21 protein-coding genes and 1 pseudogene are annotated in these 25,250 nt (G+C 45.4%); 11 read left to right on the top strand and 11 right to left on the bottom strand.

Features of this window, described 5'->3' with window-relative positions; translation table 11 throughout:
* Positions 1 to 5: 5 nt before the first annotated feature.
* The gene (locus FTV42_RS11925) at positions 6 to 641 is read right to left on the bottom strand and encodes a TetR/AcrR family transcriptional regulator (RefSeq protein WP_005251442.1); all 636 of its coding nucleotides are present in this window, start codon (positions 639 to 641) and stop codon (positions 6 to 8) included.
* A 148-nt stretch (positions 642 to 789) separates the two neighbouring features.
* Between FTV42_RS11925 and FTV42_RS11930 the strand changes: the two genes are divergently transcribed.
* The 8 genes from FTV42_RS11930 (at position 790) to FTV42_RS11965 (ending at position 10,266) form a co-directional block, all read left to right on the top strand.
* Positions 790 to 1,962, top strand: a complete 1,173-nt coding sequence (locus FTV42_RS11930) for an isovaleryl-CoA dehydrogenase (RefSeq protein WP_004646592.1) — start codon at positions 790 to 792, stop codon at positions 1,960 to 1,962.
* Between the two features lie 35 nt (positions 1,963 to 1,997).
* The gene (locus tag FTV42_RS11935) at positions 1,998 to 3,599 is read left to right on the top strand and encodes a carboxyl transferase domain-containing protein (RefSeq protein ID WP_180038897.1); all 1,602 of its coding nucleotides are present in this window, start codon (positions 1,998 to 2,000) and stop codon (positions 3,597 to 3,599) included.
* An 11-nt stretch (positions 3,600 to 3,610) separates the two neighbouring features.
* Positions 3,611 to 4,405: an enoyl-CoA hydratase/isomerase family protein gene (locus FTV42_RS11940; RefSeq protein WP_180038898.1), complete on the top strand. Its 795-nt coding sequence runs from the start codon at positions 3,611 to 3,613 to the stop codon at positions 4,403 to 4,405.
* Between the two features lie 19 nt (positions 4,406 to 4,424).
* The gene (locus tag FTV42_RS11945) at positions 4,425 to 6,419 is read left to right on the top strand and encodes an acetyl/propionyl/methylcrotonyl-CoA carboxylase subunit alpha (RefSeq protein ID WP_180038899.1); all 1,995 of its coding nucleotides are present in this window, start codon (positions 4,425 to 4,427) and stop codon (positions 6,417 to 6,419) included.
* Positions 6,416 to 7,318, top strand: coding sequence for a hydroxymethylglutaryl-CoA lyase (locus tag FTV42_RS11950; protein ID WP_180038900.1), 903 nt, complete (start codon positions 6,416 to 6,418; stop codon positions 7,316 to 7,318). The genes FTV42_RS11945 and FTV42_RS11950 overlap by 4 nt, the downstream gene beginning before the upstream one ends.
* Positions 7,319 to 7,411: 93 nt before the next feature.
* Positions 7,412 to 8,116 (top strand): CoA transferase subunit A, encoded by a 705-nt coding sequence (locus FTV42_RS11955; protein WP_004729993.1) that lies wholly within the window; start codon positions 7,412 to 7,414, stop codon positions 8,114 to 8,116.
* Positions 8,117 to 8,118: 2 nt separating this feature from the next.
* On the top strand, positions 8,119 to 8,757 hold the full coding sequence (locus FTV42_RS11960) for a CoA transferase subunit B (protein WP_004646586.1): 639 nt from the start codon (positions 8,119 to 8,121) through the stop codon (positions 8,755 to 8,757).
* Between the two features lie 96 nt (positions 8,758 to 8,853).
* Entirely contained in the window at positions 8,854 to 10,266 is a 1,413-nt protein-coding gene (locus FTV42_RS11965; protein ID WP_004646585.1) for a short-chain fatty acid transporter, read from the top strand.
* Between the two features lie 54 nt (positions 10,267 to 10,320).
* On the opposite strand, the gene FTV42_RS11970 is transcribed toward FTV42_RS11965, so the two are convergent.
* The 4 genes from FTV42_RS11970 to FTV42_RS11985 all read right to left on the bottom strand — a co-directional run bounded on the left by FTV42_RS11970 (position 10,321) and on the right by FTV42_RS11985 (position 14,825).
* Positions 10,321 to 11,811, bottom strand: a complete 1,491-nt coding sequence (locus tag FTV42_RS11970; protein ID WP_180038901.1) for an OmpA family protein — start codon at positions 11,809 to 11,811, stop codon at positions 10,321 to 10,323.
* Positions 11,812 to 11,993: 182 nt separating this feature from the next.
* Positions 11,994 to 13,229 (bottom strand): dihydroorotase, encoded by a 1,236-nt coding sequence (locus tag FTV42_RS11975; protein ID WP_180038902.1) that lies wholly within the window; start codon positions 13,227 to 13,229, stop codon positions 11,994 to 11,996.
* Positions 13,230 to 13,239: 10 nt separating this feature from the next.
* On the bottom strand, positions 13,240 to 14,256 hold the full coding sequence (locus tag FTV42_RS11980; protein WP_004280134.1) for an aspartate carbamoyltransferase catalytic subunit: 1,017 nt from the start codon (positions 14,254 to 14,256) through the stop codon (positions 13,240 to 13,242).
* 224 nt (positions 14,257 to 14,480) lie between these two features.
* Complete coding sequence (locus tag FTV42_RS11985) at positions 14,481 to 14,825, bottom strand: hypothetical protein (protein ID WP_004280135.1); 345 nt, start codon at positions 14,823 to 14,825, stop codon at positions 14,481 to 14,483.
* A gap of 232 nt (positions 14,826 to 15,057) precedes the next feature.
* Between FTV42_RS11985 and rlmKL the strand changes: the two genes are divergently transcribed.
* Positions 15,058 to 17,262 (top strand): bifunctional 23S rRNA (guanine(2069)-N(7))-methyltransferase RlmK/23S rRNA (guanine(2445)-N(2))-methyltransferase RlmL, encoded by a 2,205-nt coding sequence (gene rlmKL, locus FTV42_RS11990; RefSeq protein ID WP_180038903.1) that lies wholly within the window; start codon positions 15,058 to 15,060, stop codon positions 17,260 to 17,262.
* 185 nt (positions 17,263 to 17,447) lie between these two features.
* Here rlmKL and clpB read toward each other — a convergent pair whose 3' ends face one another.
* The 5 genes from clpB to crp all read right to left on the bottom strand — a co-directional run bounded on the left by clpB (position 17,448) and on the right by crp (position 22,681).
* Positions 17,448 to 20,027, bottom strand: a complete 2,580-nt coding sequence (clpB, locus tag FTV42_RS11995; protein WP_004280137.1) for an ATP-dependent chaperone ClpB — start codon at positions 20,025 to 20,027, stop codon at positions 17,448 to 17,450.
* A 228-nt stretch (positions 20,028 to 20,255) separates the two neighbouring features.
* The gene (locus tag FTV42_RS17590) at positions 20,256 to 20,378 is read right to left on the bottom strand and encodes an MbcA/ParS/Xre antitoxin family protein (protein ID WP_243474838.1); all 123 of its coding nucleotides are present in this window, start codon (positions 20,376 to 20,378) and stop codon (positions 20,256 to 20,258) included.
* A gap of 25 nt (positions 20,379 to 20,403) precedes the next feature.
* The gene (locus tag FTV42_RS17595; RefSeq protein WP_005107328.1) at positions 20,404 to 20,613 is read right to left on the bottom strand and encodes an antitoxin Xre-like helix-turn-helix domain-containing protein; all 210 of its coding nucleotides are present in this window, start codon (positions 20,611 to 20,613) and stop codon (positions 20,404 to 20,406) included.
* Positions 20,614 to 20,750: 137 nt separating this feature from the next.
* Complete coding sequence (locus FTV42_RS12005; RefSeq protein WP_180038904.1) at positions 20,751 to 21,800, bottom strand: NADP(H)-dependent aldo-keto reductase; 1,050 nt, start codon at positions 21,798 to 21,800, stop codon at positions 20,751 to 20,753.
* Between the two features lie 173 nt (positions 21,801 to 21,973).
* Complete coding sequence (gene crp, locus FTV42_RS12010) at positions 21,974 to 22,681, bottom strand: cAMP-activated global transcriptional regulator CRP (protein ID WP_004280141.1); 708 nt, start codon at positions 22,679 to 22,681, stop codon at positions 21,974 to 21,976.
* A 147-nt stretch (positions 22,682 to 22,828) separates the two neighbouring features.
* On the opposite strand from crp, the gene FTV42_RS12015 reads away from it, so the two are divergent.
* A complete protein-coding gene (locus FTV42_RS12015) occupies positions 22,829 to 23,251 on the top strand; it encodes an OsmC family protein (protein ID WP_004280142.1) in 423 nt (140 codons plus the stop codon).
* 66 nt (positions 23,252 to 23,317) lie between these two features.
* Here the strand turns inward: FTV42_RS12015 and FTV42_RS12020 are convergent, their stop codons facing one another.
* A complete protein-coding gene (locus tag FTV42_RS12020; protein ID WP_180038905.1) occupies positions 23,318 to 24,355 on the bottom strand; it encodes a metallophosphoesterase in 1,038 nt (345 codons plus the stop codon).
* Between the two features lie 220 nt (positions 24,356 to 24,575).
* Here FTV42_RS12020 and FTV42_RS12025 point away from each other — a divergent pair.
* Positions 24,576 to 25,106, top strand: a pseudogene (locus FTV42_RS12025) (transposase); the annotation flags it as partial.
* Between the last annotated feature and the right edge of the window lie 144 nt (positions 25,107 to 25,250).

Raw genomic sequence — 25,250 nt, forward strand, 5'->3', positions numbered from 1 at the left:
TGTGTTTATGCTTGTAAATTTTCCTCCTGCCCACGTACTGCGTTGACACAAAAATCGGCAATCTGTTTGACAAAGTGATCCTTATACTTCTGATCAAACATGACATTTCGGGACGGATTTAAAGGTTCAATCACGACAAAGGTCATGGCACCAACCACACCTAATGCTGCTGTATTCAAATCTTCAAATTCGAATTCTCCATTGACCTTGCCTTCGGCCAGAATTTCCTTAATGCTCTGCTTAAGCAGCTGCTTACTGCGAAAACGCTCATGTTCCATTTCCGGATCAACCGGTTCGAACATCAGTGAATACGCCAATTGGGGGCTATTCATGGCACGCTTGACAAAAGTTGTAACAGATTTTTGCAATTTCAGTTTTGGCGATAAATCTGACTCGGCAATATGGTTCAGAATTCCGACTTCATGCTGAATCGCGGCCGACAAAACCTCAATTAAAATCTGGCTTTTGCTTTCGAAATATCGATAGACCAGCCCTGTAGAAACGCCTGCGCGTTCTGCAATCGCCTGAATCGATGCCTCCTTCAAGCCCCCTTGAATAATCAGTTCACGAGCAGATTCCAAAATCGACAGGCGATTTTGTTCCATTCGTTCCTGCATCAATGATGATCTTTTATAACTCATAAAATTAATCTCAACAAGATAAAATGAATTGTAAATCATTTTGTGAATATAGATTCACTTTTTTATTTTTTCGTTGTATGTTAAAACCACAAGCACAACAACAATGCTTTTTTGGACACAACAAATATAACCTCAGGATGGATGAAGAATGAATTTACAAAGCTTGGATTTCGGTTTGGATGAAACTCTAATAGCGCTTCGTGATTCAGTGGCCGCATTTTGCGCCAAAGAAATTACTCCGATTGCTCAACAGGTTGACCGTGACAACGAGTTCCCTGCTCACCTTTGGAAAAAATTTGGCGAGATGGGCCTGCTCGGTTTAACGGTCAGTGAGGAATATGGCGGTTCAAATTTCGGTTATCTGGCGCACATCATTGCCATGCAGGAAATTTCCCGCGCTTCAGCATCGATTGGTTTGTCTTATGGCGCACATTCTAACCTATGTGTAAACCAAATTAAGCGTAATGGTACGGAAGAACAGAAGCAGCGCTATCTGCCTAAACTGATTTCAGGTGAATATGTCGGTGCCCTGGCGATGTCTGAACCGAATGCCGGTTCGGATGTAGTCAGCATGAAATTGAAAGCAGAAGACAAAGGCGATCATTATCTCCTGAATGGTTCAAAAATGTGGATTACCAATGGTGGCGATGCCGATGTCCTGGTGGTCTATGCAAAAACCGATTTGCAAGCCGGTGCCAAAGGCATGACTGCATTTCTGGTGGAGAAAAATATGCCAGGTTTCAGCCATGGCACGCATTTGGACAAACTGGGTATGCGCGGTTCCAATACTTATCCGCTGTTTTTTGACAATGTGGAAGTTCCGAAAGAAAACGTCATGGGTGGCGTCGGTAATGGCACCAAAGTGTTAATGAGTGGTTTGGACTATGAACGTGCTGTATTGAGCGCTGGCCCACTGGGGATTATGGATGCCTGTATGGATACCGTGATTCCATATATTCATGACCGTAAACAGTTTGGTCAGGCACTGGGCGAATTCCAGTTAATGCAAGGCAAAATTGCCGATATGTATTCGACCTGGCTGGCATGTAAGGCATTGGTTTATGCGGTCGGCGCTGAATGTGACAAGGCCGAACATAGCCGTAGCCTGCGTAAAGATGCAGCCAGTGCCATTTTATATGCTGCTGAAAAAGCGACCTGGATGGCGGGTGAAACCATTCAGACTTTAGGTGGTAACGGTTATATCAACGAGTTTGCTGCAGGCCGTTTATGGCGCGATGCCAAACTGTATGAAATTGGCGCCGGTACTTCAGAAATCCGCCGCATGCTGATTGGCCGTGAACTTTTCAACGAAACAGCCTAAATCTTAACACTTAGAATAAAACAAGGATGTTCGTCATGAATCAGTTATCGAGCAAAATCAATATACGTAGTGAAGAGTTTAAAACCAACCAGACTGCCATGCTGCAACTGGTGGATGACCTAAAACAGAAAGTTGAAAAAATTGCTTTGGGTGGCGGCGAAACTGCCCGCCAGAAACATCTGGATCGCGGCAAATTGTTACCACGAGAACGGATTAATCACCTGATTGATCCAGGAACCGCTTTTCTGGAAATTGGTCAGCTGGCTGCCTATCAGGTGTATCAGGATGATGTTCCTGCCGCAGGTGTGGTCGCTGGTGTTGGTCAGGTCAATGGTGTGACCTGCATGATCATCGCCAATGATGCTACGGTGAAAGGCGGTACTTATTACCCATTAACAGTGAAAAAGCATTTACGTGCTCAGGAAATTGCCGAACAGAACCATCTGACCTGTATCTATCTGGTGGATTCAGGCGGTGCATATTTGCCTTTACAGGATGAAGTATTTCCAGACCGCGATCACTTCGGCCGTATTTTCTACAATCAGGCACGTATGTCGAGCCAAGGTATCGCCCAGATTGCAGTGGTGATGGGTAGCTGTACTGCGGGCGGTGCGTATGTTCCCGCCATGTCAGATGAAACCATTATTGTGCGTAATCAGGGCACGATTTTCCTGGGCGGCCCTCCTCTGGTTAAGGCAGCTACCGGTGAAGTGGTTTCCAGTGAGGATCTCGGTGGTGGTGATGTGCATACCCGTTTATCGGGTGTAGCTGATCATCTGGCTGAAAACGATGAACATGCGCTTGCGATTGCCCGCAATATCGTGGCGAATCTGAACAAGAAGCCAAACACGACCGCAGATGAAATCGAAGCGCCGCTGTTTGACAGTTCGGAACTGTACGGCATTGTGCCGAGTGACGCGCGCAAGCCTTTTGATATCCGTGAAGTGATAGCGCGTATTGTCGATGGCTCACGTTTTGACGAGTTCAAGGCACGTTTCGGCACTACCCTGGTGACCGGTTTTGCCAAGCTCTATGGCATGCCGGTCGGGATAATTGCCAATAATGGCATTCTATTTTCCGAGTCTGCCCAAAAAGGCGCACATTTTATTGAACTGTGTACCCAGCGCAATATTCCACTGATTTTTCTGCAAAACATTACCGGCTTTATGGTCGGTCGCCAGTATGAAAATGAAGGCATTGCCAAAAATGGTGCCAAGCTGGTGATGGCCGTCGCTAATGCCAATGTACCTAAGTTGACTCTAGTGATTGGCGGTTCTTTTGGTGCAGGCAACTATGGTATGTGTGGACGCGCTTACTCGCCACGCTTTATGTGGACCTGGCCAAACTCGCGTATTTCAGTGATGGGCGGTGAACAGGCCTCCAGCGTCTTGTCGACCTTAAAACGTGACCAGATTGAGCAAAAAGGCGGAACTTGGTCAGCTGAAGAAGAAGACCAGTTTAAACAACCAATCCGTGACCAATACGAACGCCAAGGCCACCCTTATTATGCGTCTTCGCGTTTATGGGATGACGGTGTGATTGATCCGGTGCAATCACGTGAAGTCTTAGCCTTGAGTCTGGCTGCGGCACTGAATGCGCCAATCCAGCCAACCAAATTCGGCGTGTTCCGCATGTAAGGGGTGACAAAATGACATATCAATTTTTACAGCTCGAACAGCAGGATCAGGTCGCAACGGTTTGGATTAACCGTGCCGAACTGCACAATGCTTTTAATACCCAGGTGATTGAAGAATTGCATGCCTGCTTCCAGTCTTTAAATAGCCGTGATGATGTGCGCGTGGTGATTCTGGCGGGTCGTGGCAAAAGTTTTTCTGCCGGTGCTGACCTGAACTGGATGAAACAGGCCGGTCAGGCATCACAGGCAGACAATGAGGCGGATGCGCTCAAACTGGCGAAAATGCTGCAAAGTCTGGCAACCTTGAAACAGCCGACCATTGCCCGGGTACATGGTATTGCATTTGGCGGCGGCATGGGTCTGGCTTCGGCCTGTGATATTTGCGTGGCCAGTACCGATGCCAAGTTTGCGACGTCGGAAGTACGTTTAGGTCTGGCACCTTCGACCATCAGCCCGTATGTAATTCGTGCAATTGGTACACGTCAAGCTTCACGTTATTTCCTGACTGCCGAGCGGATTACTGCTGAACAGGCCAAAAGCATTGGTCTTGCGCATGAAGTCACTACACCAGAACAGCTCGACAGCAAAATTGATGAAATTGTGGAAGCACTTTTACTTGGTGGTCCTGCCGCACAGAGCGCATCGAAACAGTTGATTCAACTGGTTGACCAACAGGTATTGACCGAAGATTTACTGCTTAAAACAGCACAGCATATTGCCCATATTCGCCAGGGAGATGAGGCGAAAAATGGACTGAATGCATTTTTGAACAAACAAAGCCCGGCTTGGATCAAGACCACGGCATAACAACGAGAAGGATCCTACAATGTTTGAGAAGATTTTAATTGCCAACCGTGGTGAAATTGCCTGCCGTGTGATTCGTACAGCGAAGAAATTAGGAATTGCCACCGTTGCCGTCTATTCCGATGCTGATGCGCAGGCACAACATGTGAAACTGGCCGATGAAGCGATCTATATTGGTGAATCGCCAGCAGCACAAAGTTATTTGCAGATTGAACGTATTATTCAGGCAGCCAAAAGCACGGGTGCCCAGGCGATTCATCCGGGTTATGGTTTTTTGTCTGAAAATGACCAGTTCGCCCTGGCCTGTCAGGATAATAATATTGTGTTTATTGGTCCGCCAGTCGATGCCATTCTGGCAATGGGACTGAAAGCCACATCTAAAGCATTGATGGAAAAAGCCGGTGTACCTTTGACCCCCGGCTATCATGGTACCAATCAGGATGCCGACTTTCTGAAACAGCAGGCCGACAGCATTGGCTATCCGGTACTGATCAAGGCCAGTGCTGGCGGTGGCGGTAAAGGCATGCGTCTGGTGGAACGCAGCGAAGATTTCCTGAGTTCACTGGCTTCATGTAAAAGCGAAGCACGTTCAAGTTTTGGCAATGAAGACGTTCTGATTGAACGTTATGTGATTCAGCCACGTCATATTGAAGTGCAGGTGTTTGGTGATACGCATGGCAATTATGTGCATCTGTTCGAACGCGATTGCTCGGTACAGCGTCGTCACCAGAAAGTGCTGGAAGAAGCGCCTGCACCGAAAATGCCGGAAGACAAACTGGAGGCGATGCGTCAGGCGGCAATCGATGCTGCGCGTGCAGTAAATTATGTCGGTGCCGGTACAGTCGAGTTTATCGTGGAGCAAGACGGCACAGCTTACTTCATGGAAATGAACACCCGTCTTCAGGTTGAACATCCTGTCACTGAAATGATTACCGGACAGGATCTGGTGGAATGGCAACTGCGCGTGGCCTTTGGTGAACCTTTACCGAAGCAGCAGCATGAATTGCAGATTCATGGACATGCACTCGAAGCCCGTGTTTATGCCGAAGAACCGGAAAAAGGCTTTATTCCTGCGATTGGTCAGATCAGCTACCTGCATTATCCGGAGCAAAATGACCATGTCCGCGTTGATAGTGGCATTGTCGAAGGCGATGAAATCAGCACCTATTATGATCCGATGATTGCCAAACTAATTGTCTGGGGCAAAAACCGTGAAGCAGCCCTAACCCAGATGCACCATGCACTGGGTCAGTTCCATGTGGATGGTCTGGGTAACAATATTGCCTTTCTAGATCGCCTGGTGCTGTGCGACTCATTCAAAAATGCATATTTAGATACTGGCCTGATTCAGCGTGAAGAAGAATTCTTACTCAAACCTTCTGCGGATATCAGTGCCGAACTGGTGGTCAGTGCTGCACTGATTGAACTTCTGTCACGTCAAGCACAGAATCCCATTCCAAGCAATCCGGTATGGCAGCAGCAAGCATTCTGGCGCTTAAACCAGCAAAATAGTCATACAGTGCAATTACAACGCAATGACATCAAACTAAAAGTTCAGTTCAATACTCAGGATCAAGGTTTTGTCGCCAGCTATAACGGTCAGCAAATTCAGATTCAGGGTCAACTCGTCGATGCCCATACTTTAGCCTTGCAACTGGCGGGTAAACAGCAAAAACTGGCTTTTAGCCAGAGTGAGCAAGGCATTACCCTGTTCCAGAATGGTCAAAGCTATAAGTTTAATTACTTGAAGTCTGATTTTAATAATCAGGATGAACAAGGCACGGAAAATAACCTGATCGCACCAATGCCAGGTGTCATTACCCAGGTGCTCGTGGCAGCCAATGACAAAGTCAAAAAAGATGATGTGCTGATGACGCTGGAAGCCATGAAGATCGAATACTCGATTCGCGCACCGCATGACGGCATCATCGCAAGCTCATATTTTCAGAAGGGTGATCAGGTTAAAGCCGGTGATGAACTGGTCGAGTTCCAGCCTCTGGCGGAGGAAGTGGCATGACGGATTTTGTCAAAATCGTAGAGGTCGGGCCACGCGATGGCCTGCAAAATGAAAAAATACCTTTGACATTGGATGACCGGAAAAACCTGATTCTGGACCTGATGAAAACCGGTCTGCAGTCCATCGAAGTCGGCTCCTGCGTTTCAGCCAAATGGGTACCGCAAATGGCAGACAGTGATGTGCTCTTTGCCAGCCTACCCCAAGATCCGAATATTCAGTTCAGTTTATTAACCCCAAACATGAAAGGTTTTGAATCGGCACTGGCTGTGGGTTGCAAGGAAGTGGCGGTATTTACTGCAGCTTCTGAAAGCTTTACCCGCAAAAACATCAACTGCTCGATTGATGAAAGCTTCGAGAAGTTTGCCGATGTCATGGCAGCAGCCAAAGCCAATGATATTAAGGTACGTGGCTATGTTTCCTGCATGGTGGACTGTCCTTATGAAGGTGCCATTGATCCCAAGCAGGTGGTGAAAGTCACGCAGCGTTTGCTGGAGATGGGCTGCTATGAAGTGTCGTTGGGTGAAACCATTGGTACAGCAACACCGGATCGGGTAAGAAATGTCTGGGAGGCTTGTCTGGCTGAACTTGATACTAAAGTTTTGGCAGGTCATTTCCATAATACTTACGGCATGGCCATCGCCAATATCTACCAGTCACTGTTGCAAGGCATTCGGGTCTTTGACTCCTCCATTGCTGGACTGGGTGGCTGTCCTTATGCCCAAGGTGCATCTGGCAATGTCTCGACCGAAGACCTGTATTACCTGCTCTCGAATATGGGCTTTGAAACCGGTATTCAGCTAGATGCACTGATGCAGGCCAGTCGTAATATCAGTGAAGTCTTGCAGCGCAATAATCCATCCAATTATGCCAATGCCTACTGGCAAAAAGCCTGTGCTTAACAATAATCATGCTTGAGCAAAATAAACTTAAGCAACCCATAAGGATATAAACAGCAGATTTAAGTCTGCTGTAATAACAATAGAGGTGACAAGATGTCAAACAAGGTTTATGACAGCGCTCAATCCGCCTTAAAGGATGTGGTGCAAGATGGTCATACTCTGGCTGTCGGTGGTTTCGGCCTATGTGGTATTCCAGAAGCTTTGATCACGGCCCTAAAAGAAACTGGTGCCAAAAATTTGACCTGTATTTCCAATAATGCCGGTGTAGACGGCTTCGGTCTGGGGCTTTTACTGGAAACAAAACAGATTAAAAAAATGATCTCCTCTTATGTCGGTGAAAACAAGGAATTCGAACGTCAATATTTAAATGGCGAACTGGAAGTTGAACTGACCCCACAGGGTACACTGGCAGAAAAATTACGTGCTGGCGGTGCCGGTATTCCGGCTTTTTATACGGCGACGGGTGTCGGAACCGTGATCGCTGAAGGTAAGGATGTCCGTGAATTTAATGGCAAGTCTTACATTCTGGAAGAATCTTTAACAGCTGATGTTGCTCTGGTTAAAGCCTATAAGGCCGATAAAGCCGGCAACCTGATTTTCCGTAAAACCGCCCAGAACTTTAATCCGGTCTGTGCCATGGCCGGCAAAATTACCATTGCTGAAGTCGAAGAGATTGTCGAAATTGGCGTGCTAGATCCGGACGAAATCCATCTTCCGGGAATTTATGTGAACCGGATAGTCCTGAATGCTCAACCGGAAAAACGTATTGAACAGATGACTTTAAAGGCGGAGGCTTGATCATGGCTTGGACACGTAATGAAATGGCGCAGCGCGCGGCACAAGAGCTTGAAGATGGTTTCTACGTCAATCTAGGGATTGGCCTGCCGACGCTAGTCGCGAACTATATTCCGGAAAATATCAATGTCTGGCTGCAGTCGGAAAATGGCCTGCTGGGGATTGGCGAATTTCCAACCGAGGAGACAGTGGATGCCGACCTGATCAATGCCGGTAAACAGACGGTTACCGCGCGTAAAGGTGCTTCATTTTTCTCAAGTGCCGACTCCTTTGCCATGATCCGTGGCGGTCATGTCAATATTGCCATTCTGGGTGCTATGGAAGTGTCCGAAACTGGTGATCTGGCCAACTGGATGATTCCAGGCAAAAAGGTCAAAGGCATGGGCGGTGCCATGGATCTGGTCGCGGGTGTACAAAAGGTCGTGGTCTTGATGGAACACTGCGCCAAAGATGGTACACCTAAGATAGTTCCAGAATGTAGTCTGCCGCTGACCGGCCAGGCTGTGGTGAACCGGATTATTACCGATCTCGGTGTACTGGATGTTACTCCTGATGGAATTCGACTGGTTGAACTGGCACCAGAGGTAAGTTTTGAAGAGATTCAAAAAGTCACGGGGGTAGCGCTACTACGTAACGCTGCCTGATCCAGCCAGCCCTTAAGAATGAAGCATCTTAAGGGCTTTTTTATATATAGATGTTTCATTTCAAAATAATAATCGCAGAATAAATGGATTTTAATCATGCAAACTCAACAAAATATTTTGCAGCGCTTCGCCTTGCGCGTCAGCGACTGGTCTGAAAAATGGTTTCCGGATTCTTATATTTTTGCCCTGCTTGGCGTCATCATTGTGGCGATTGCCGCCATCGGAATTGGTGCACCCGCACAGGATGTCGCGATTTCCTTTGGAGACGGCTTCTGGAGCCTGATTCCCTTTACCTTGCAGATGTGCATGCTGATCGTGGTCGGTTATGTGGTTTCCGTATCTAAGCCTGTCCAGCTTCTGATCCAGAAAATGGCGCGCCTGCCACATTCCGGTCGTGGTGCGATTGTCCTGGTCGCCACGGTCAGCCTGTTAATTTCCCTGATTAACTGGGCCATGAGTACTGTACTGACTGCACTCCTAGTGATTGCACTGGCACAGCGTAAAGAGCTTAACATGGATTACCGCGCTGCTGCGGCTGCCGCGATTATCGGGATGGGTGCGACCTGGGCACTGGGGATCAGTTCTTCAGCTGCACAGTTACAGGCCAATAAAAGCAGTCTGCCTGAACCGATTTATAATCTGACGGGCGTGATTCCATTTACCGAAACCATTTTCCTGCCGCAATCCATGATCATGACGGCGGTACTGATTGTAGCTTCAATTGCGATTGCTTACTGGTCAGCACCTAAAGGGTCTGACATTAAAACCATTGAGCACTTTCCGATTCAGATTGAAGAAGAAAAACCGGAAGTATCTGCCGAAAAAAGACCGGGGGATTGGCTGGAAAATTCACCCATTTTAAGCATTCTGATTGTGATTCTGGGCGCAGTCTGGATGTTTAACGAATTTTCCAAAAGCAATCCGATTCTGGCCATTTCCAGCTTAAATACCTATAACTTTATCTTCCTGATTTTGGGCGTGGCCTTACACGGTACACCGCGAAATTTCCTGAATGCGGTATCCAAAGCCGTACCCGCCATTTCTGGGGTACTGATCCAGTTTCCGCTGTATGGCAGTATTGCCTTTATGATGACCAATGCGCTAAACCCGGCCGATCTGTCATTGTCACATTACATTGCCGAGTTCTTTGTTTCCATTGCCTCGCAGGAAACCTTTGCCATTGTGATGGGCTTATACTCGGCGATTCTGGGTTTCTTTATTCCTTCTGGCGGAGGGAAATGGATTATCGAAGCGCCCTATGTGATGCAGGCTGCGCATGACCTGAAAGTGCATCTGGGCTGGTCGGTACAGATTTATAATGCGGCAGAAGCCTTGCCGAATCTGATTAATCCATTCTTTATGCTTCCGATGTTGGGTATCCTGAAATTAAAAGCCAAAGATGTGATTGGATTTACGGTGACCCAGCTGATTTTCCATCTGCCTTTGGTACTGTTCCTGCTGTGGTTCCTTGGTCGGACATTGACTTATAGCCCGCCGGTATTTTCTTAATTTAAGATAATAAAAAAGGACGAAAATTCGTCCTTTTTTATTTAGGCCGCTCTCTTAATTTCCTGTCTTCTCAACTACACCTTCATCATCTACTTCACGTACAATTCCCGTTTCGGTATTCACGACCTCAAAGGTCACGCGACGATTCTGAAACTGTCCGGCAGGTGTGGCATTGGGTTCAACCGGCTGATCCTCTCCCATGCCAACTGCCTGTAACTGTGCAGGATTGACCCCTTTTCCAACGAGATAACTGGTAATCGCTTGAGCTCGTTGCACAGACAGCACCTTATTTTCTGCTTCACTACCCTGAGCATCGGCATGTCCTGTAACCTTCAGAATGACATGCGGTGCTCGTTGCAATAATGCAGCAGCCTGATCCAGCACCAATTTATTGACCTCGGGAACTTCAGTCGATGCCGTATCAAAATTAATGATCTGTAAATTCAGTGCAGTCGCCACATCCAGCGCTTTAACATTATCGGTCTTGATACTGGCCAAGGCTTGTTCTGCCTCACTATTGGCGGTATTAATCACGTCACTTCTATTGAGCGGCTGCTGGGTCACCACTGTGACATTTTTGGCCAGACTACGAATTTGTGCTGCCAGACGCTCGGCCTCTGCATTGGTTGCTGCACGCACTGAAACCTGATTGCCAATCCAGTCCAGTGACACATTTGGCATTCCCTGAATGGTTCTCAAAACAGTCGGAATAGTATCTTGATCGGTGAATTCTGAATGATAAACCTCACTGCTCAGCGCGCCACAGCCAATATTATAATTAAAGATCTGTTTAATCTCGTTTTGTAGAATTTCCATATACTGCGGATTATTCAGCTGTAATTGGCAACTGACAATTTCGCCATTGCTGCCGGTACTTAATCGCAAGGATGCAGGCTGAGCTGCGGCAACTTCGCTCGTTGCCTGGGTATTTGAATCTTCAACCTCATCCTGCATGCAGCTACGAACCAGAAACAGGATCAAACCCGCTAAGATCAGAAAAATAATAAACGGCCATAAAAAGCCGGTTTTTCTCTCTTCCTGAACAATGATGGTCTGCTCCGCCAATACAGGTTCCTGATTTAAATTCTGCCCTGCCAAGGGTGAAACTCCAAGCGCTGCCAGAATAGGGCCAGCCCAGACGGGTAATGCGCGCTGAATCGAATCGGCGTGGGTTTCCAGCAAATGGCTAATCGCTTCCGGACTTGAAGCACCCGCTTCGGTCTGTAAAAAATTCATAGTCGGTACAATTGACCGGTTCAAGGTATGCTCTATTTCATCTTGCGGCGCGCTCTGATCGAGTTGATTTAGAAACTGCTGCTTGAGTGCCGGGTTTGCATTGAATAATTCATGAATTTTTGGATTAAGTTGCTGACCAAGATTCTCGATCCAGGCGGGACGTGAACGTAATATACTTAAAAATATGGGATAGAATTGAGCCAAAGCTTGATCTTTGGCAAATAAATGCTCGGTTTCACCTTGAAGCACAATCGCCGTAACATCGCTTTTTAAGCGTTCTATAAAGTCTATATTCATAATCGTCACCATTCTTTTGATTTTTCTAATGTTTAATATTTAATCAGTGTAACGATCCCCATTTTTTTAAAATGTAAATAATTGTATGAATATCATAAAGTTTCACTATTTTTATTGAGTACTCATTTTACCAACACAAAATTTAAAAAATAAAAAAAGCCAGCCGAAGCTGACTTTTATAAAATTGGGATCACTTAAGCAGCAAAAGTTTGAACCACTTTACCCAGCACTTTTTGATTAATTAACGGGGTATTTTTACCTTGTGACACGATACTTTCTTTATTCAGGGTCCATTCCAGTTCCGGATCTAGCAACACCCAGCCTGATTCATTTATCCATCGATCTGCCATTTGTGCAACACGTGCCGGAGCTAAGGTCACTTTTTCCACCCATTCCAGTGGAGTCAACAATCCCTCACGAATCAGTTGCAGACCAAAAGGTACATAGGTATCAAAAGCAGTGAAACCTGGCTGCGTTTCAGCAAACGGCGCCATTTTCGCAGAGCTGCTTAGTGGTTCATGATGGGTACAGATCGCATCAATCACGCCTGATTTCACACCTTGGCGCAATAATTCTTTGTCCTGTTCAGAACGAAGCGGCGGACGTACATGTGCCAGTGAATTAAATCCATCAATCAAATGATCGGTCAGATGTAACTGATGCATGGCCACATCACAGGTCACCGGCAAGCCTTTTTCCTTGGCAATACGGATCAATTCGACTGATGCACCGCAAGACAACAGACCAAAGTGTGCTCGTACTTTGGTTGATTCAATCATCAACAGATATTTGGCAATCGCCACGGTTTCAGCCAGTGCCGGAATCATCGGCAAGCCTTGACGTGAAGCAATAAAGCCTTCATGTACACAGCCGTCTTTGGCAATTTGTGGTTCTTCTGCATAGAACACCACCGTCAGGTCTAAACCTGCAGCATATTCAAGGGTACGCAGTACCACATCATCATTGGCAAACGACGCACTGGCATTGGAGACGGCAGTACAACCACCCTTTTTCAAGCCCGCCATATTTGCCGGTTGTTGACCATTTAAGCCTTGGGTTTGTGCACCAATCACTTGAAGATATATCCCACCATCCAGCATGGCTTTTTCAACCAGGCCGTGAATCAGTGCGCCATTATCTTGTACGATTGGTTTTGAATCGGGTGGCGTAAATACGTGCAAAATGCCATTTTCACGTGCCGCTTTTCCTTCAGACTTAAGCGTACCATGTTGCTGTTGACCTGGTTCACGTAAACGCGCACACAAATCGACCATGGTTGGCATTAACCATTTGCCTTGACCATCTATCGTTTCAGAGACATCCGCTGTTTCTGCAACGAATTTGCCATTTTCCAGATACACAGTCTGGATAGAATTAGTGTTTTGGATTGGATCAAGAACACGGACATTTTCAATTTTTACAATAGTCATGACTTATTCCTTAACCCGCAATCGCTTCAATCAAACCTTGTTCTTGTAACTGGCCTTGCATCGATAAAGCCAACACCGCCATACGCACTGCAATGCCATTGGTCACCTGCTTCAAAATCACAGATTGCGGACCATCCGCAATACTTGAGTCGATTTCAACGCCGCGGTTCATTGGTCCCGGATGCATCACGATACAATCCGGTTTGGCCATGGCAAGACGTTCTTTATTCAAGCCATACATTTTGTAGAACTCAGCTTGCGAGGCCAGTGCCGGAGAATCAATCCGCTCGTTTTGAATACGTAAGGTAATGATCACGTCGCAGTCTTTGATGCCGTCTTCCATATTGTTAAATAGACGAACACCATCGCCATATTCTTCAAAGCCTAATGGCAGCAAGGTATTCGGTGCAATCACCCGGATATCCTGACAGCCTAAAGTTTGCAAGGCGGCTACATCTGAACGCGCGACACGTGAATGCTTGATATCGCCAATAATGGCAATCGACATTTCTTCGAATTTTTTATTGGTTTCGCGGCGAATGGTCAGCATGTCCAGCATCGCTTGAGTCGGATGCGCATGACGGCCATCACCGGCATTAATAATTGCCACTGTTGGACAGACATCCTTGGCAATAAAATGCGCTGCCCCTGAAGATGAATGACGCACCACGAAAATATCGGCCGCCATGGCTTCCAGATTCCATAAGGTGTCACGCAGGGTTTCACCTTTGGAAGTACTCGAACGGGCAATATCGATATTGAGAACGTTGGCAGAAAGGCGCTTGGCAGCGGCTTCAAAGGTGGTGCGGGTACGGGTTGAATTTTCGAAGAACAGGTTCATCACCGTTTTGCCTTCGAGCAAATTATTGGTGATCAGCTGATTTTGGTCATTAAAAAAGGACTGTGCAGTGTCCAATATTTTTGTCAGGGTTTCTTTAGAAAGACCTTCGATGGTCAAGAAGTGTTTTAGATTACCTTCTTTATTGAGTTGAATCTGGCTCGGTGTATGCAATGCCGCCAAGTGCATGAGAGATTCCTTATGCGTTAAGTCAACATATTATACAGAGATTGGCGAATTTTTATAGTTGGCCATGCTGCTACTTGTACAAAAAGCATCTGAACAATAAAAATAAAAAATCAGATTCCTTTGTATTTTTTCAATAAGATAATTTAACCCGATTTGCATCTTGCTGATTTTAAGTACAAAACCAACGGGCGCTTCAGTCTGGAGCATTCACACCCATCTCAGGTTTAACGCAGTGCACCAATATAACGATGTGACACCTGTGCACGATAGATATCGTCTTCATCCGGTTCGACCGAGATCAGCCCTTCCTGCTGGCTTGGGTGTGCAGATTCTGTTGGTGAATCTTGTGCTGTTTCCGAAATCTCCAGTACCATTTTCAGGCGCTGGATCAGATGATTCAAATCTGGGTCTTGAGTCTGCTCTGCCAGTTGAATCACATGCCGGGCATAATCCAGGTTCTCTGCCAGATAAATTGCATCAATCACCCGACCTGAAACACGTCGTAAACGCGCATAGATTAAAGTGGCCACTGAAAAAGCGTCATGGTTGCGTAACTGATTCTCTAACATCTTAACCCCCATTATAAAATTGAAAAATCAGGCAGCCATCGCTCCCCATCGACTGACCGCCTGATTTGCCATGTATAGAGCAAAATGCATACCAGTTCCTCAATTTATAGTGTGAATATTATTTTTCTCTATCACATGCCACGGCCTTTCAGAGAATTTCAAAAGCTTTCAATATAAAAATACGGTAAACTTAGCGCAGTTTTTTATTTATCTTTTTTGGTCTCTCTATTATATGAATACCTCTCCACGTTTAAGCAATTATTGGGTCACCTGTGCCGATGGTCTGGAAACCTTATTAGAAGAAGAAATACAAGGCTTAGGTGTTCAGAATATTGAGCGTTTTCCAGGCCGTTTAACCTTTAAAGGTACACTGGAAAATGCTTATCGTATCTGCATGTGGTCACGTCTGGCTTCACGTGTCTTGATGCCGATCCACACGCATGAAATTGAATTTTCTCATGATGCCCGTGATGTGGCAGAAGAACTCTATGAAGGGGCTCTCAGCTTTGACTGGTCGCTGATTTTTGCACCACAAAGTACCTTTGCGATTCGTTTGCATGTCGAACGTGATATCAAGGTCAATACCCAGTTTGCGACTTTACGTGCCAAAGATGGTGTCGTAGATTCCTTTATGGAAGCCGTAGGCAAACGTCCAAGCATTGATACCAAACAGCCTGAAATTACCATGTATATTCTGGCAGGCAAGAAAGAACATACTTACTGCCTGGACCTGTCTGGCGACTCTTTGCATAAACGCGGTTATCGCCGCTTTATGACTGACGCCCCAATCAAGGAAAACCTGGCCGCTGCGATTCTGCAAAAAGGTGGTTTAAAAGCGTTAAATCCGGACATCATTGTCGATCCAATGTGTGGTTCAGGAACATTCATTATTGAATCACTGATGATCCTGACCGACCGTGCGCCTGGCCTGGTACGCCGTTTCGGTTTTAATGGCTGGAATGGTCATGACCATGAACTCTGGATGAGCATCAAGGCAGAAGCTGCTGAACGCCACCAAGCCGCAATGGAAAATCCATTACCGCAATTCTATGCCTTCGATGCAGACTGGGAAGCTGTGAAAGCCACCAGACAAAATATTATCGCGGCGGGTTTTGAATCCGCACTCGACAATATCATGATCGAAGAACGGACTTTAAATGACTGGCCTGATTTCCATGCAGAAGGCAAGAAAGTATTCTTCGTGACCAACCCGCCTTATGGCGAACGTCTCGGTGATAAAGCCCAGAACCGTTCTTTATACCTCGGTTTATCAGCTTTATTGCAAAAGAATTTCCCGAATCAAAAAGCGGCTGTGATTGCCTCACAAGTGGAACAGGCCGATGTGCTGGCCTTTAATGATCCGCAAATCCTGCGTTTGATGAATGGTAAATTGCCGATCTATATCCGCTTCGGTACGGTTAAACCGGCCGCTGTGGTACGTCCATTCCTAGAAAGCTGGCAGCCTCAGCAGTTTGAGCCGATTGAAGGTGCGATGGAGTTTGCCAACCGTCTGACCAAAAACATGCAAGCTCTAAAAAAATGGGCAGTCAAGGAACAGATCCATTGTTTACGTCTCTATGATGCAGATTTACCTGACTTTAACGTCGCAGTAGATTTGTATGGCGAGCGTTTGCATGTACAAGAATATGCGCCACCTAAAACCATTGATCCGGAAAAAGCCAAGAAACGTTTTAACCTGGCACTACAAGCGATTCGTGCAGTAACAGGTCTGGGTCGTGATGCGATCTTTATCAAAACGCGTGCGCGTCAGGAAGGTAAAAACCAGTACACCAAACAAAGTACAGCATCCAAGCGTTTTATCGTACAGGAAGGCAAGGCCAAGATTCTGGTCAACCTGACCGATTACCTGGATACCGGTCTGTTCCTGGACCACCGTCAAATGCGTTTACGTATTGCACGTGAAGCCAAAGGCAAACACTTCCTGAACCTGTACAGCTATACCTCAACCGCAAGTTTACATGCTGCCTTGGGCGGTGCTGCAAGCACGACCAGCGTCGATCTGTCGAATACTTATTTGAACTGGTCAAAAGAAAACTTTGTCTTGAACGGCCTAACCGTAGATCATGCAGATGAACAGCATCAGTTCTTTGCCTCTGACTGTTTCGAATGGCTGAAAGAAGGTCATGAGCAATATGAGCTGATCTTCATTGATCCACCAACATTCTCGAACTCGAAGAAATTCTACGGGACTTTTGACGTACAGCGTGACCATTTATCCCTGTTAAAACGTGCCATGAACCGCTTAACGACTGATGGTACTTTGTATTTCTCAAATAACTATCGTGGTTTTGAGATGGATGAAGAAATTCTGGCGTTCTTTGATGTTGAAGAAATTACCCAGGAAACCATTGGACCTGACTTCAAGCGGAATCAAAAGATTCACCGTGCCTGGAAAATCCGTCATCCGCAAGTGTAATTTGATGATGAATTAACTGTCTTTATCACGATTGATATCTTCTTTATTTTCCCTGAGCTGATTTTTAAGCCATGCTTTAAAGCTCGCCGCAACAAGAATACAAAAGTGTTGCAATGCTCGAAGTTTAAAATAAGATTAAAAAAAACCCAGCCTAGGCTGGGTTTTTTGTTGCAAGGAGAAGCGGTTTAGTTAAGTTTCATTTTTTCAAAGATTAACTCACCTGCTTCAGCTTTCACCAGAATGGTATCGCCCGGCTGGAATTCTCCGCCCAGGATTTTCTGCGCCAGACCATTTTCAATCCGCTGCTGGATTGCACGTTTCAGTGGACGTGCTCCATACAATGGATCAAAACCGGCCTCGATCAGCTGATCGAAAGCGCTGTCATCTACCGACAAGCGCATATCGCGTTCTGCCAGACGTTGACGTAAACGGTCCAACTGGATATCGGCAATACCGCGAATCTGGTCTTTTTCCAGCGCATGGAACACTACCAGTTCATCAATACGGTTGATAAATTCCGGACGGAAATGTTCCGATACCGCATTCATCACCACCGTACGGACTTCTTCTTTAGTGGCATTACCGCCCAATTCACGTACATCCTGCGAACCCAGGTTCGAAGTCATGACGATCACAGAGTTTTTAAAGTCCACTACCCGGCCTTGCGAGTCAGTTAAACGGCCATCATCCAGTACCTGTAGCAAGATGTTAAATACGTCCGGATGCGCTTTTTCGACTTCATCAAACAAGATCACACTATACGGTTTACGACGTACGGCTTCAGTAAGCACCCCACCTTCTTCATAACCGACATAGCCCGGAGGCGCACCAACCAAACGGCTGACCGAATGTTTTTCCATAAATTCTGACATATCGATACGCACCATGGCATCGTCGCTGTCAAACAGGAAATTCGCCAAGGCTTTGGTCAATTCTGTTTTACCGACACCCGTTGGCCCCAGGAACAGGAATGACCCACTTGGACGGTTCGGATCTGACAGACCGGCACGTGAACGGCGTACTGCATTGGATACCGCCACCACGGCTTCATCTTGCCCTACTACACGGTTATGCAGGAATTCTTCCATATGTAGCAATTTGTCACGCTCGCCTTGCAGCATTTTCGCAACCGGAATACCGGTCGCAGCACTCACTACTTCAGCAATTTCATTGTCGGTGACTTTGTTACGCAGCAATTTTGGCGTTGCGCTTTCATCGGCTTTTTCAGCCAGTTCAAGCTGCTTTTGCAACTCTGGTATCACGCCATATTGCAAACGCGCGGCCTCGCCCAGATCACCTTCACGTTGCGCTTTTTCAAGTGCTGTACGTGCCTGATCCAGTTTGATCTGTACGTCTTTATTGCCTTCGACCAGCGCTTTATCTGCACGCCAGACTTCTTCCAGGTCATGATACTCTTTTTCAACTGTGGCGATCTGATCGGACAAGTATTGAATCTCAGCTTTGGCACCTGAGTCTTCATCTTTTTTCACCGCTTCCAGCTGCATTTTTAACTGAATCAGACGGCGTTCCAGTTTATCCAGTGCTTCTGGTTTAGAATCGAGTTCCATTTTGATGCGCGATGCTGCTTCATCAATCAGGTCAATAGCTTTATCCGGCAACTGACGGTCGGTGATATAACGATGTGACATTTTCGCCGCCGCAATAATCGCGGAATCCAGAATCTGTACCCCGTGATGGGTGGCATAGCGATCTTTCAGACCACGCAGAATCGCAATGGTATCTTCCACGCTTGGCTCATCGACCAGTACTTTCTGGAAACGACGTTCCAGCGCTGCATCTTTTTCAATATACTGACGATATTCATCCAGTGTGGTCGCACCGACACAGCGCAGCTCGCCACGGGCCAACGCAGGTTTCAGCATGTTACCGGCATCCATCGCGCCATCACCTTTACCGGCACCCACCAGCGTATGCAACTCGTCGATAAACAGGATGATTTCGCCTTCATGTTTGGCAATATCTTTCAGAACGGCTTTTAAGCGTTCTTCAAACTCACCACGGTATTTGGCACCGGCCAGCAAAGAACCCAGATCAAGTGATAAAACACGTTTACCTTTGAGTCCTTCAGGCACTTCACCATTAATAATCCGCTGCGCCAGACCTTCGACGATTGCAGTTTTACCGACCCCTGGCTCACCGATGAGTACCGGGTTATTTTTGGTACGGCGTGATAAGACCTGAATGGTACGGCGGATTTCATCATCACGGCCAATCACAGGATCAAGCTTGCCTGCCAACGCACGTTCAGTTAAATCAATGGTGTACTTATTCAGTGAATCACGCTGATCTTCATGATTATTGCTCATGACTTTTTCATCGCCTCGAAATTGATTAATCACTTGGCCTAAAGTCTCTGCCTTTACGCCAATACTATTTAATAAGGTTTTGGTATTTCCGGTTTCTGCCAGCGCCAACAGCACCCAATCCGTAGATAAAAACTCATCTCCGGCTTTTTGCGCAAAGCTGTCTGCCAGATGCAATACTTTTGCCGCTTCAGGACTGAGGTTGATATCTGCTGATGGATTGGTCAGGGTTGCCGCATTGCTCAATGCTGTTTGCAGCTTGGTTTGTAGCTCACGCAGATTAGCACCGGCCTGTTGCAGCAGGCTGACATTGGATGCTTCATCCATCAAGGTGGCCAAGATATGGATCCCATCAATGGAGGTATGATCCTTACTCATGGCCAGCGATTGTGCATCGGAAAGGGTTTGCTGCAGGCGATTGGTAAATTTTTCAAAACGCATTCTTGTTATTCCTCACAACAAATTTTCTACTTGATGGATATATGGGTGCACTTGATAAAATTTCAAATCATTTTTATATATTTTTCAAAAACTTAATTTATATTAGAAGACAAATATCAGTAATAATATTGGTATATATAAAGCAGATTTCAAGAGCGCCAAATAGAATTTTTATCTGCTTGTTCAGATGACCTGTATTGAATTTCCTTTCTGATCAATGAAGACGACTTAAATGTGTCGCATCCGTTCCAGAACATCGATTACTTGGCTGAATCCTTGCGGCGTTTGGATCAGCCTACGTGGTAACTGATCATCTAGAGAGCGATTGGGTGAATTGATAAAAAGGCGCATTACTTCAAAATCGCCACCAGCAAGCTTAAACAATTGCTGATAATAAAGCGAGTGCCTGTTTTCCTTCACTCGTATGCGGAGCTAAATCATCCATTTGCACAAGCGATAATACCTCTTGCTCCGGGACGCCGAGAATGGCAGCAAGTTCCGATTGCGTAAGCTGTAATTGCTCGGCTATTCGACTCGTGGCTTTCACTAATACTGTAGTTGGTAATGTCGTGGCTTCTGGATTCATTTTTTAAAGCTCATCTTCTTATGTTCATTTGATTATGCCGTTTTTAATTTCTGACATCTAGGTTGTGTGGACTCAACTTTGTTAATTCTTAAAATAAAAACACCCTCATAGGAGGGTGCATTTCAATCAGCACAAAGTTAAGGTGCAGGGTTCGGCTGCTGACGGTGAATATCTTCAATAGCTTTAAGAATTTCTTCTGATAGATCGATTTCAAATGCCTGAATATTTTCTTTCAGCTGATCCAGATTGGTCGCACCGATAATGGTACTGGTCACAAAGAACTGCTGCTTGATAAAGGCCAAAGCCAATTGGATAAGACTTAAGCCATGCTGTTCTGCCAGCTGGGCATATTGCTCGGTTGCCCATTCACTTTGCGGATTGCTATAACGGCTAAAGCGGGAGAACAGTGTTACACGCGCATTGGCAGGACGTGCACCATGCCGGAATTTACCGGTCAGATAACCAAATGCCAAAGGTGAATACGCCAACAAGCCCACACCTTCATAATGGGCAATTTCTGACATGCCAATTTCATAAGTACGGTTCAGCAGGTTATATGGGTTTTGTACACTGACAAATTTGGACAAACCTAATTTCTCTGCGAGGTGCAGAAATTTCATCGTGCCCCACGGGGTTTCATTGGAAAGACCAATATAACGGATACGGCCTTTTTTAATTTCATCCTGCAAGGCAGTCAGGGTTTCTTCCAGATCCGTTACGGCACGGTCTTCTGCCGCTTCAGCATTGCCATAACCCAGCTTGCCAAAGAAATTGGTTGGGCGTTGCGGCCAGTGTAACTGATACAGATCAATATAATCCGTTTGTAGGCGTGACAATGACTGGTCAATTGCTGCTGAAATTTCATCGGCAACGAAACGGGTTTTACCATCCCGGATATGGCTACCACCTTGCGAGGGTCCGGCAATTTTTGAGGCTAAAAAAAGTTTGTCACGGCCACCACGGGCAGCGATCCAGTTCCCGATAATACGCTCGGTAGCACCCTGCGTTTCAGGTTTTGGCGGTACCGGGTACATTTCCGCAGTATCCCAGAAATACACTCCCTGATCTAAAGCATAATCCAGTTGCTGAAAAGCCTGTTCTTGTGTGTTCTGCTCACCAAAGGTCATGGTGCCCAAACAAATTTCTGGCAAAAAAATGCCGGTATCCGCCAATGGTCTGAATTGCATAAAAACATCCTGTGAATTTTATTCAGTGAATTGAGATCAAGTGGGCTATAGCCTATCGGAATTATAAGGGAGACTTAAATCATCTTTTCTAAGAAGCTTGTTCTAAATTTTTATGTATTGAGTAATGACGCATAAAAAAAGCAAATCCGAAGATTTGCTTTTTAATATCTGGATTATTCGTCTATAGCACCATCTGCCACTGCTTCAGATGCTTCTTCTAATGAAGCATCAAAGATCAGGATGGCTTTACCATCGGTTTCGATCATGCCCTGCTCTTCCAGGGTTTTTAGTACACGTCCGACCATTTCGCGGGAACAGCCAACAATGCGACCAATTTCCTGACGGGTAATACGAATCTGACGGCCATTCGGCAAAATCATCGCTTCTGGCTGTGAAGACAGGTCGATCAGACAACGTGCAATGCGGCCTGAAACATCAATAAATGCCAGATCAGTGACTTTACGTGTGGTATTTTTCAAACGACGTACTAATTGAGCAAATACCGCATAGCTCAGATCAGGATATTGCTTGCTGATTTCGTGAAAGTTTTCATAGGTAATTTCGGCAATTTCACACACATCACGCGTACGAACTTCCGCAGTACGTTGTGGATTAACCTCGAATAGACCCATTTCCCCAAAGAAGTCACCCGCATTTAAATAAGCCACGACAATTTCACGATCATCATCTTCACGAAGAATGATAGATACAGACCCCTTCAGAATTAAATATAAAGATTTAGATTCTGATCCTGCATCAATGATCGTGGTACGTTTTGGATAACGATTAATATATGCACGTTTTAACAGTGCTTTCACGGATTCTGGTAATTGCCCCGGAGAAAGCGCATCAGTGCTTAATTGTGAAAAGTTTGAAGTCATGCTAACAGTTCCGATTATGGATAATTTATAGATCGCACAAGACCTAATGTGAACTTGTCACACAGTGGGATTGAAATTCCGTATCAACCCAATTTATGTTAGTGTACAGTTACTTGACAAATTTATAGCTTTTTTTAGGTAGTTGCAATGCAAACAAGCGTTCATTGGTTAGAGAATGTTGCTTTTGAAGCAAAAACTCAAAGTGGTCATAGCCTTATCATGGATGGTTCAGCTGAATACGGTGGTGAAAACCGTGGTCCCCGTCCTATGGAACTGCTTTTAACGGGTCTGGGCGGTTGTGCGTCTTTTGATATTGTTACCATTTTAAAGAAGGCTCGTCAGGATATTACCGATGTACGCTGCGAATTAAAGGCTGAACGTGCAGATACAATTCCGGCAGTATTCACGAAAATTCACTTGCATTTTGTAGTGACCGGCAAAGCGATTAAAGAGAAACAGGTCGCAAAAGCCGTAGAACTTTCTGCTGAAAAATATTGCTCTGCCAGCAAAATGCTGTCTGATGGCGGTGTTGAAATCACCCATGATTATGAAATAATCGAAGCAGAATAAAATCTAGATTCTGTAAAAAAAGCGGCTGGAAAAGCTGCTTTTTTTGTATCAGAAAATTGCCTTTTCTCAGAACCGCTGAACTGAATACTGATTGCCATCTTCAAAGCTCAAGATATTTTCTGGAAATCTTAAGGCGCCGAGTCGATGTCTGAACGCGACACCCTGTTGACGATCGAGATAGCGTTTACCCACTGAATAATCCACACAAAATACGTTTTGTTGCTGTCCATACCATTGCAGTGCATCGATCGATTTGAGTAAACCGGTTTTTTCTTCAGTAGATTTAAAGTTCCGCCAATAATGTCCAGTAATGACTGGAATTTGGTCGGTATAGCTGTCCCACCATGGCACGCGGTCGATCATCCGCCACCTTCCACCGGCATAAATCGGTTCTAAGGCGATTTTTTCCGCACCAGAAGTAATGACCCGAATCGGATTGTGCATTTGCTCACGTAGCTCTTTTTCTGCGAGATGTTGCAATAAAGGTAAAGTTGCAGCCGGGTCTTTGAACTGGTGTTGGTAGCGTTGCTGCTCTATCTCGATGAATTCATTAATACCTAAGGCTTGCAGATCCAGCGCTGTATGTTGAACGAAATCAGCATAGGCTTCGCCAAGCGAAGTAAAACCAGAATTGCGTAATTGATCAATTGATCCTTGATGCCAACAGGCATGTACAACACGCAGCTGCTCCGACTCCAAGGCCAACGGTAAGCTATTTAAAAAATCCAGAATCCATTGTCGATCTTTGATTGAGGCTTGGATCGAATCAAAAGGTTTCAGATCATCCTGATGCGGTGAACCAAAAAACCAGCCATTGCCTTCCCGCAAAGTATCGGTCAATAGGTTCAATTCATGATTACCCATCACACATTGTGCATAGCCTTCATCTACCAACTGCTTAACCTTTTTGATCACCGCAACACTGTCTTGCCCCCGGTCACATAGATCACCAACAAAAATCAGTTTACGCTGTTCAGGATGATGACCATTCCGGTCATAGCCTAATACTTGGATCAGTTGTTCCAGCGCGGCAATCTCACCATGAATATCCCCTATGATATCCACGGGGCCAGTGAAAGCCTGCTGTATAAATGAGTACTTCATTTATGCATCCTGAATTAAGTCTAAAACAGAATATATCCCTAATAAGTATCCTTTAAATTTATGTAGATCTGAATACAGAATGAATCATCATTTAAATAATTTAACCCGAATCACGGATAAGAAATTGACTTGAAAAATAAGAGGACTAGAGCCATCAGTTGAGTTACCAAACCAAACTCACAACTCTAGTCCTGATGTTCAATAGTACCGATTCTGCTTAATTGATGATTTCTTTCTTAAATTTGAAGCAACTTATTGGAAGTTCCTCAAACAAAGTCATCATTCTCTAAGAATCAGAAATGCTCAGCTCACAATTTCAGAAATCTGCTTTATCACCATTTGGTACAAATGTTCTCATTTCAATAATTTCAAAGCCTTTTTTACATGGCTAAAGCTGGATAAAAGCTTTTTATTTAAGCACTTGCCTTGCTGCCAACGCATGATTCACTTGATCAATAGGCATGAATTAGCACTACATGCCCTGTATGTAGCTTTGATGAAAGGCAAAGATAAACAATACTTATAGATTGATTCAACAACGCTACCTGTTTGTAAAAATCAACGTATTCAATGGCATAAATCATTAGCCCAAATCGCATCACGTGGCAAAAGTTCTATGGGTTGGTTTTATGGCTGTAAATTACATATCGTGATGAACCAATTTGGTGAAATTAGTTGTTCTGCTTTATCGAATGGACATGTTGCTGACATAAAAATGGTTGAGCAATTGGTTGATGGTTTTGCATCGCTTCAAACAGTTCATTTACGCTGACTTCCTGAATCCGGCTTTTTGCATTCTGGATCAATTGCTCTGCAGTTTTCATCATTTTCATTCTTCCTCGGCCATTAAAATTATATTTTGTATAAACGATGCTCAGGTAGATTGAAAGCGTTT

The sequence above is a fragment of the Acinetobacter sp. YH16052 genome (genome assembly GCF_013417155.1).
Taxonomy (GTDB): domain Bacteria; phylum Pseudomonadota; class Gammaproteobacteria; order Pseudomonadales; family Moraxellaceae; genus Acinetobacter.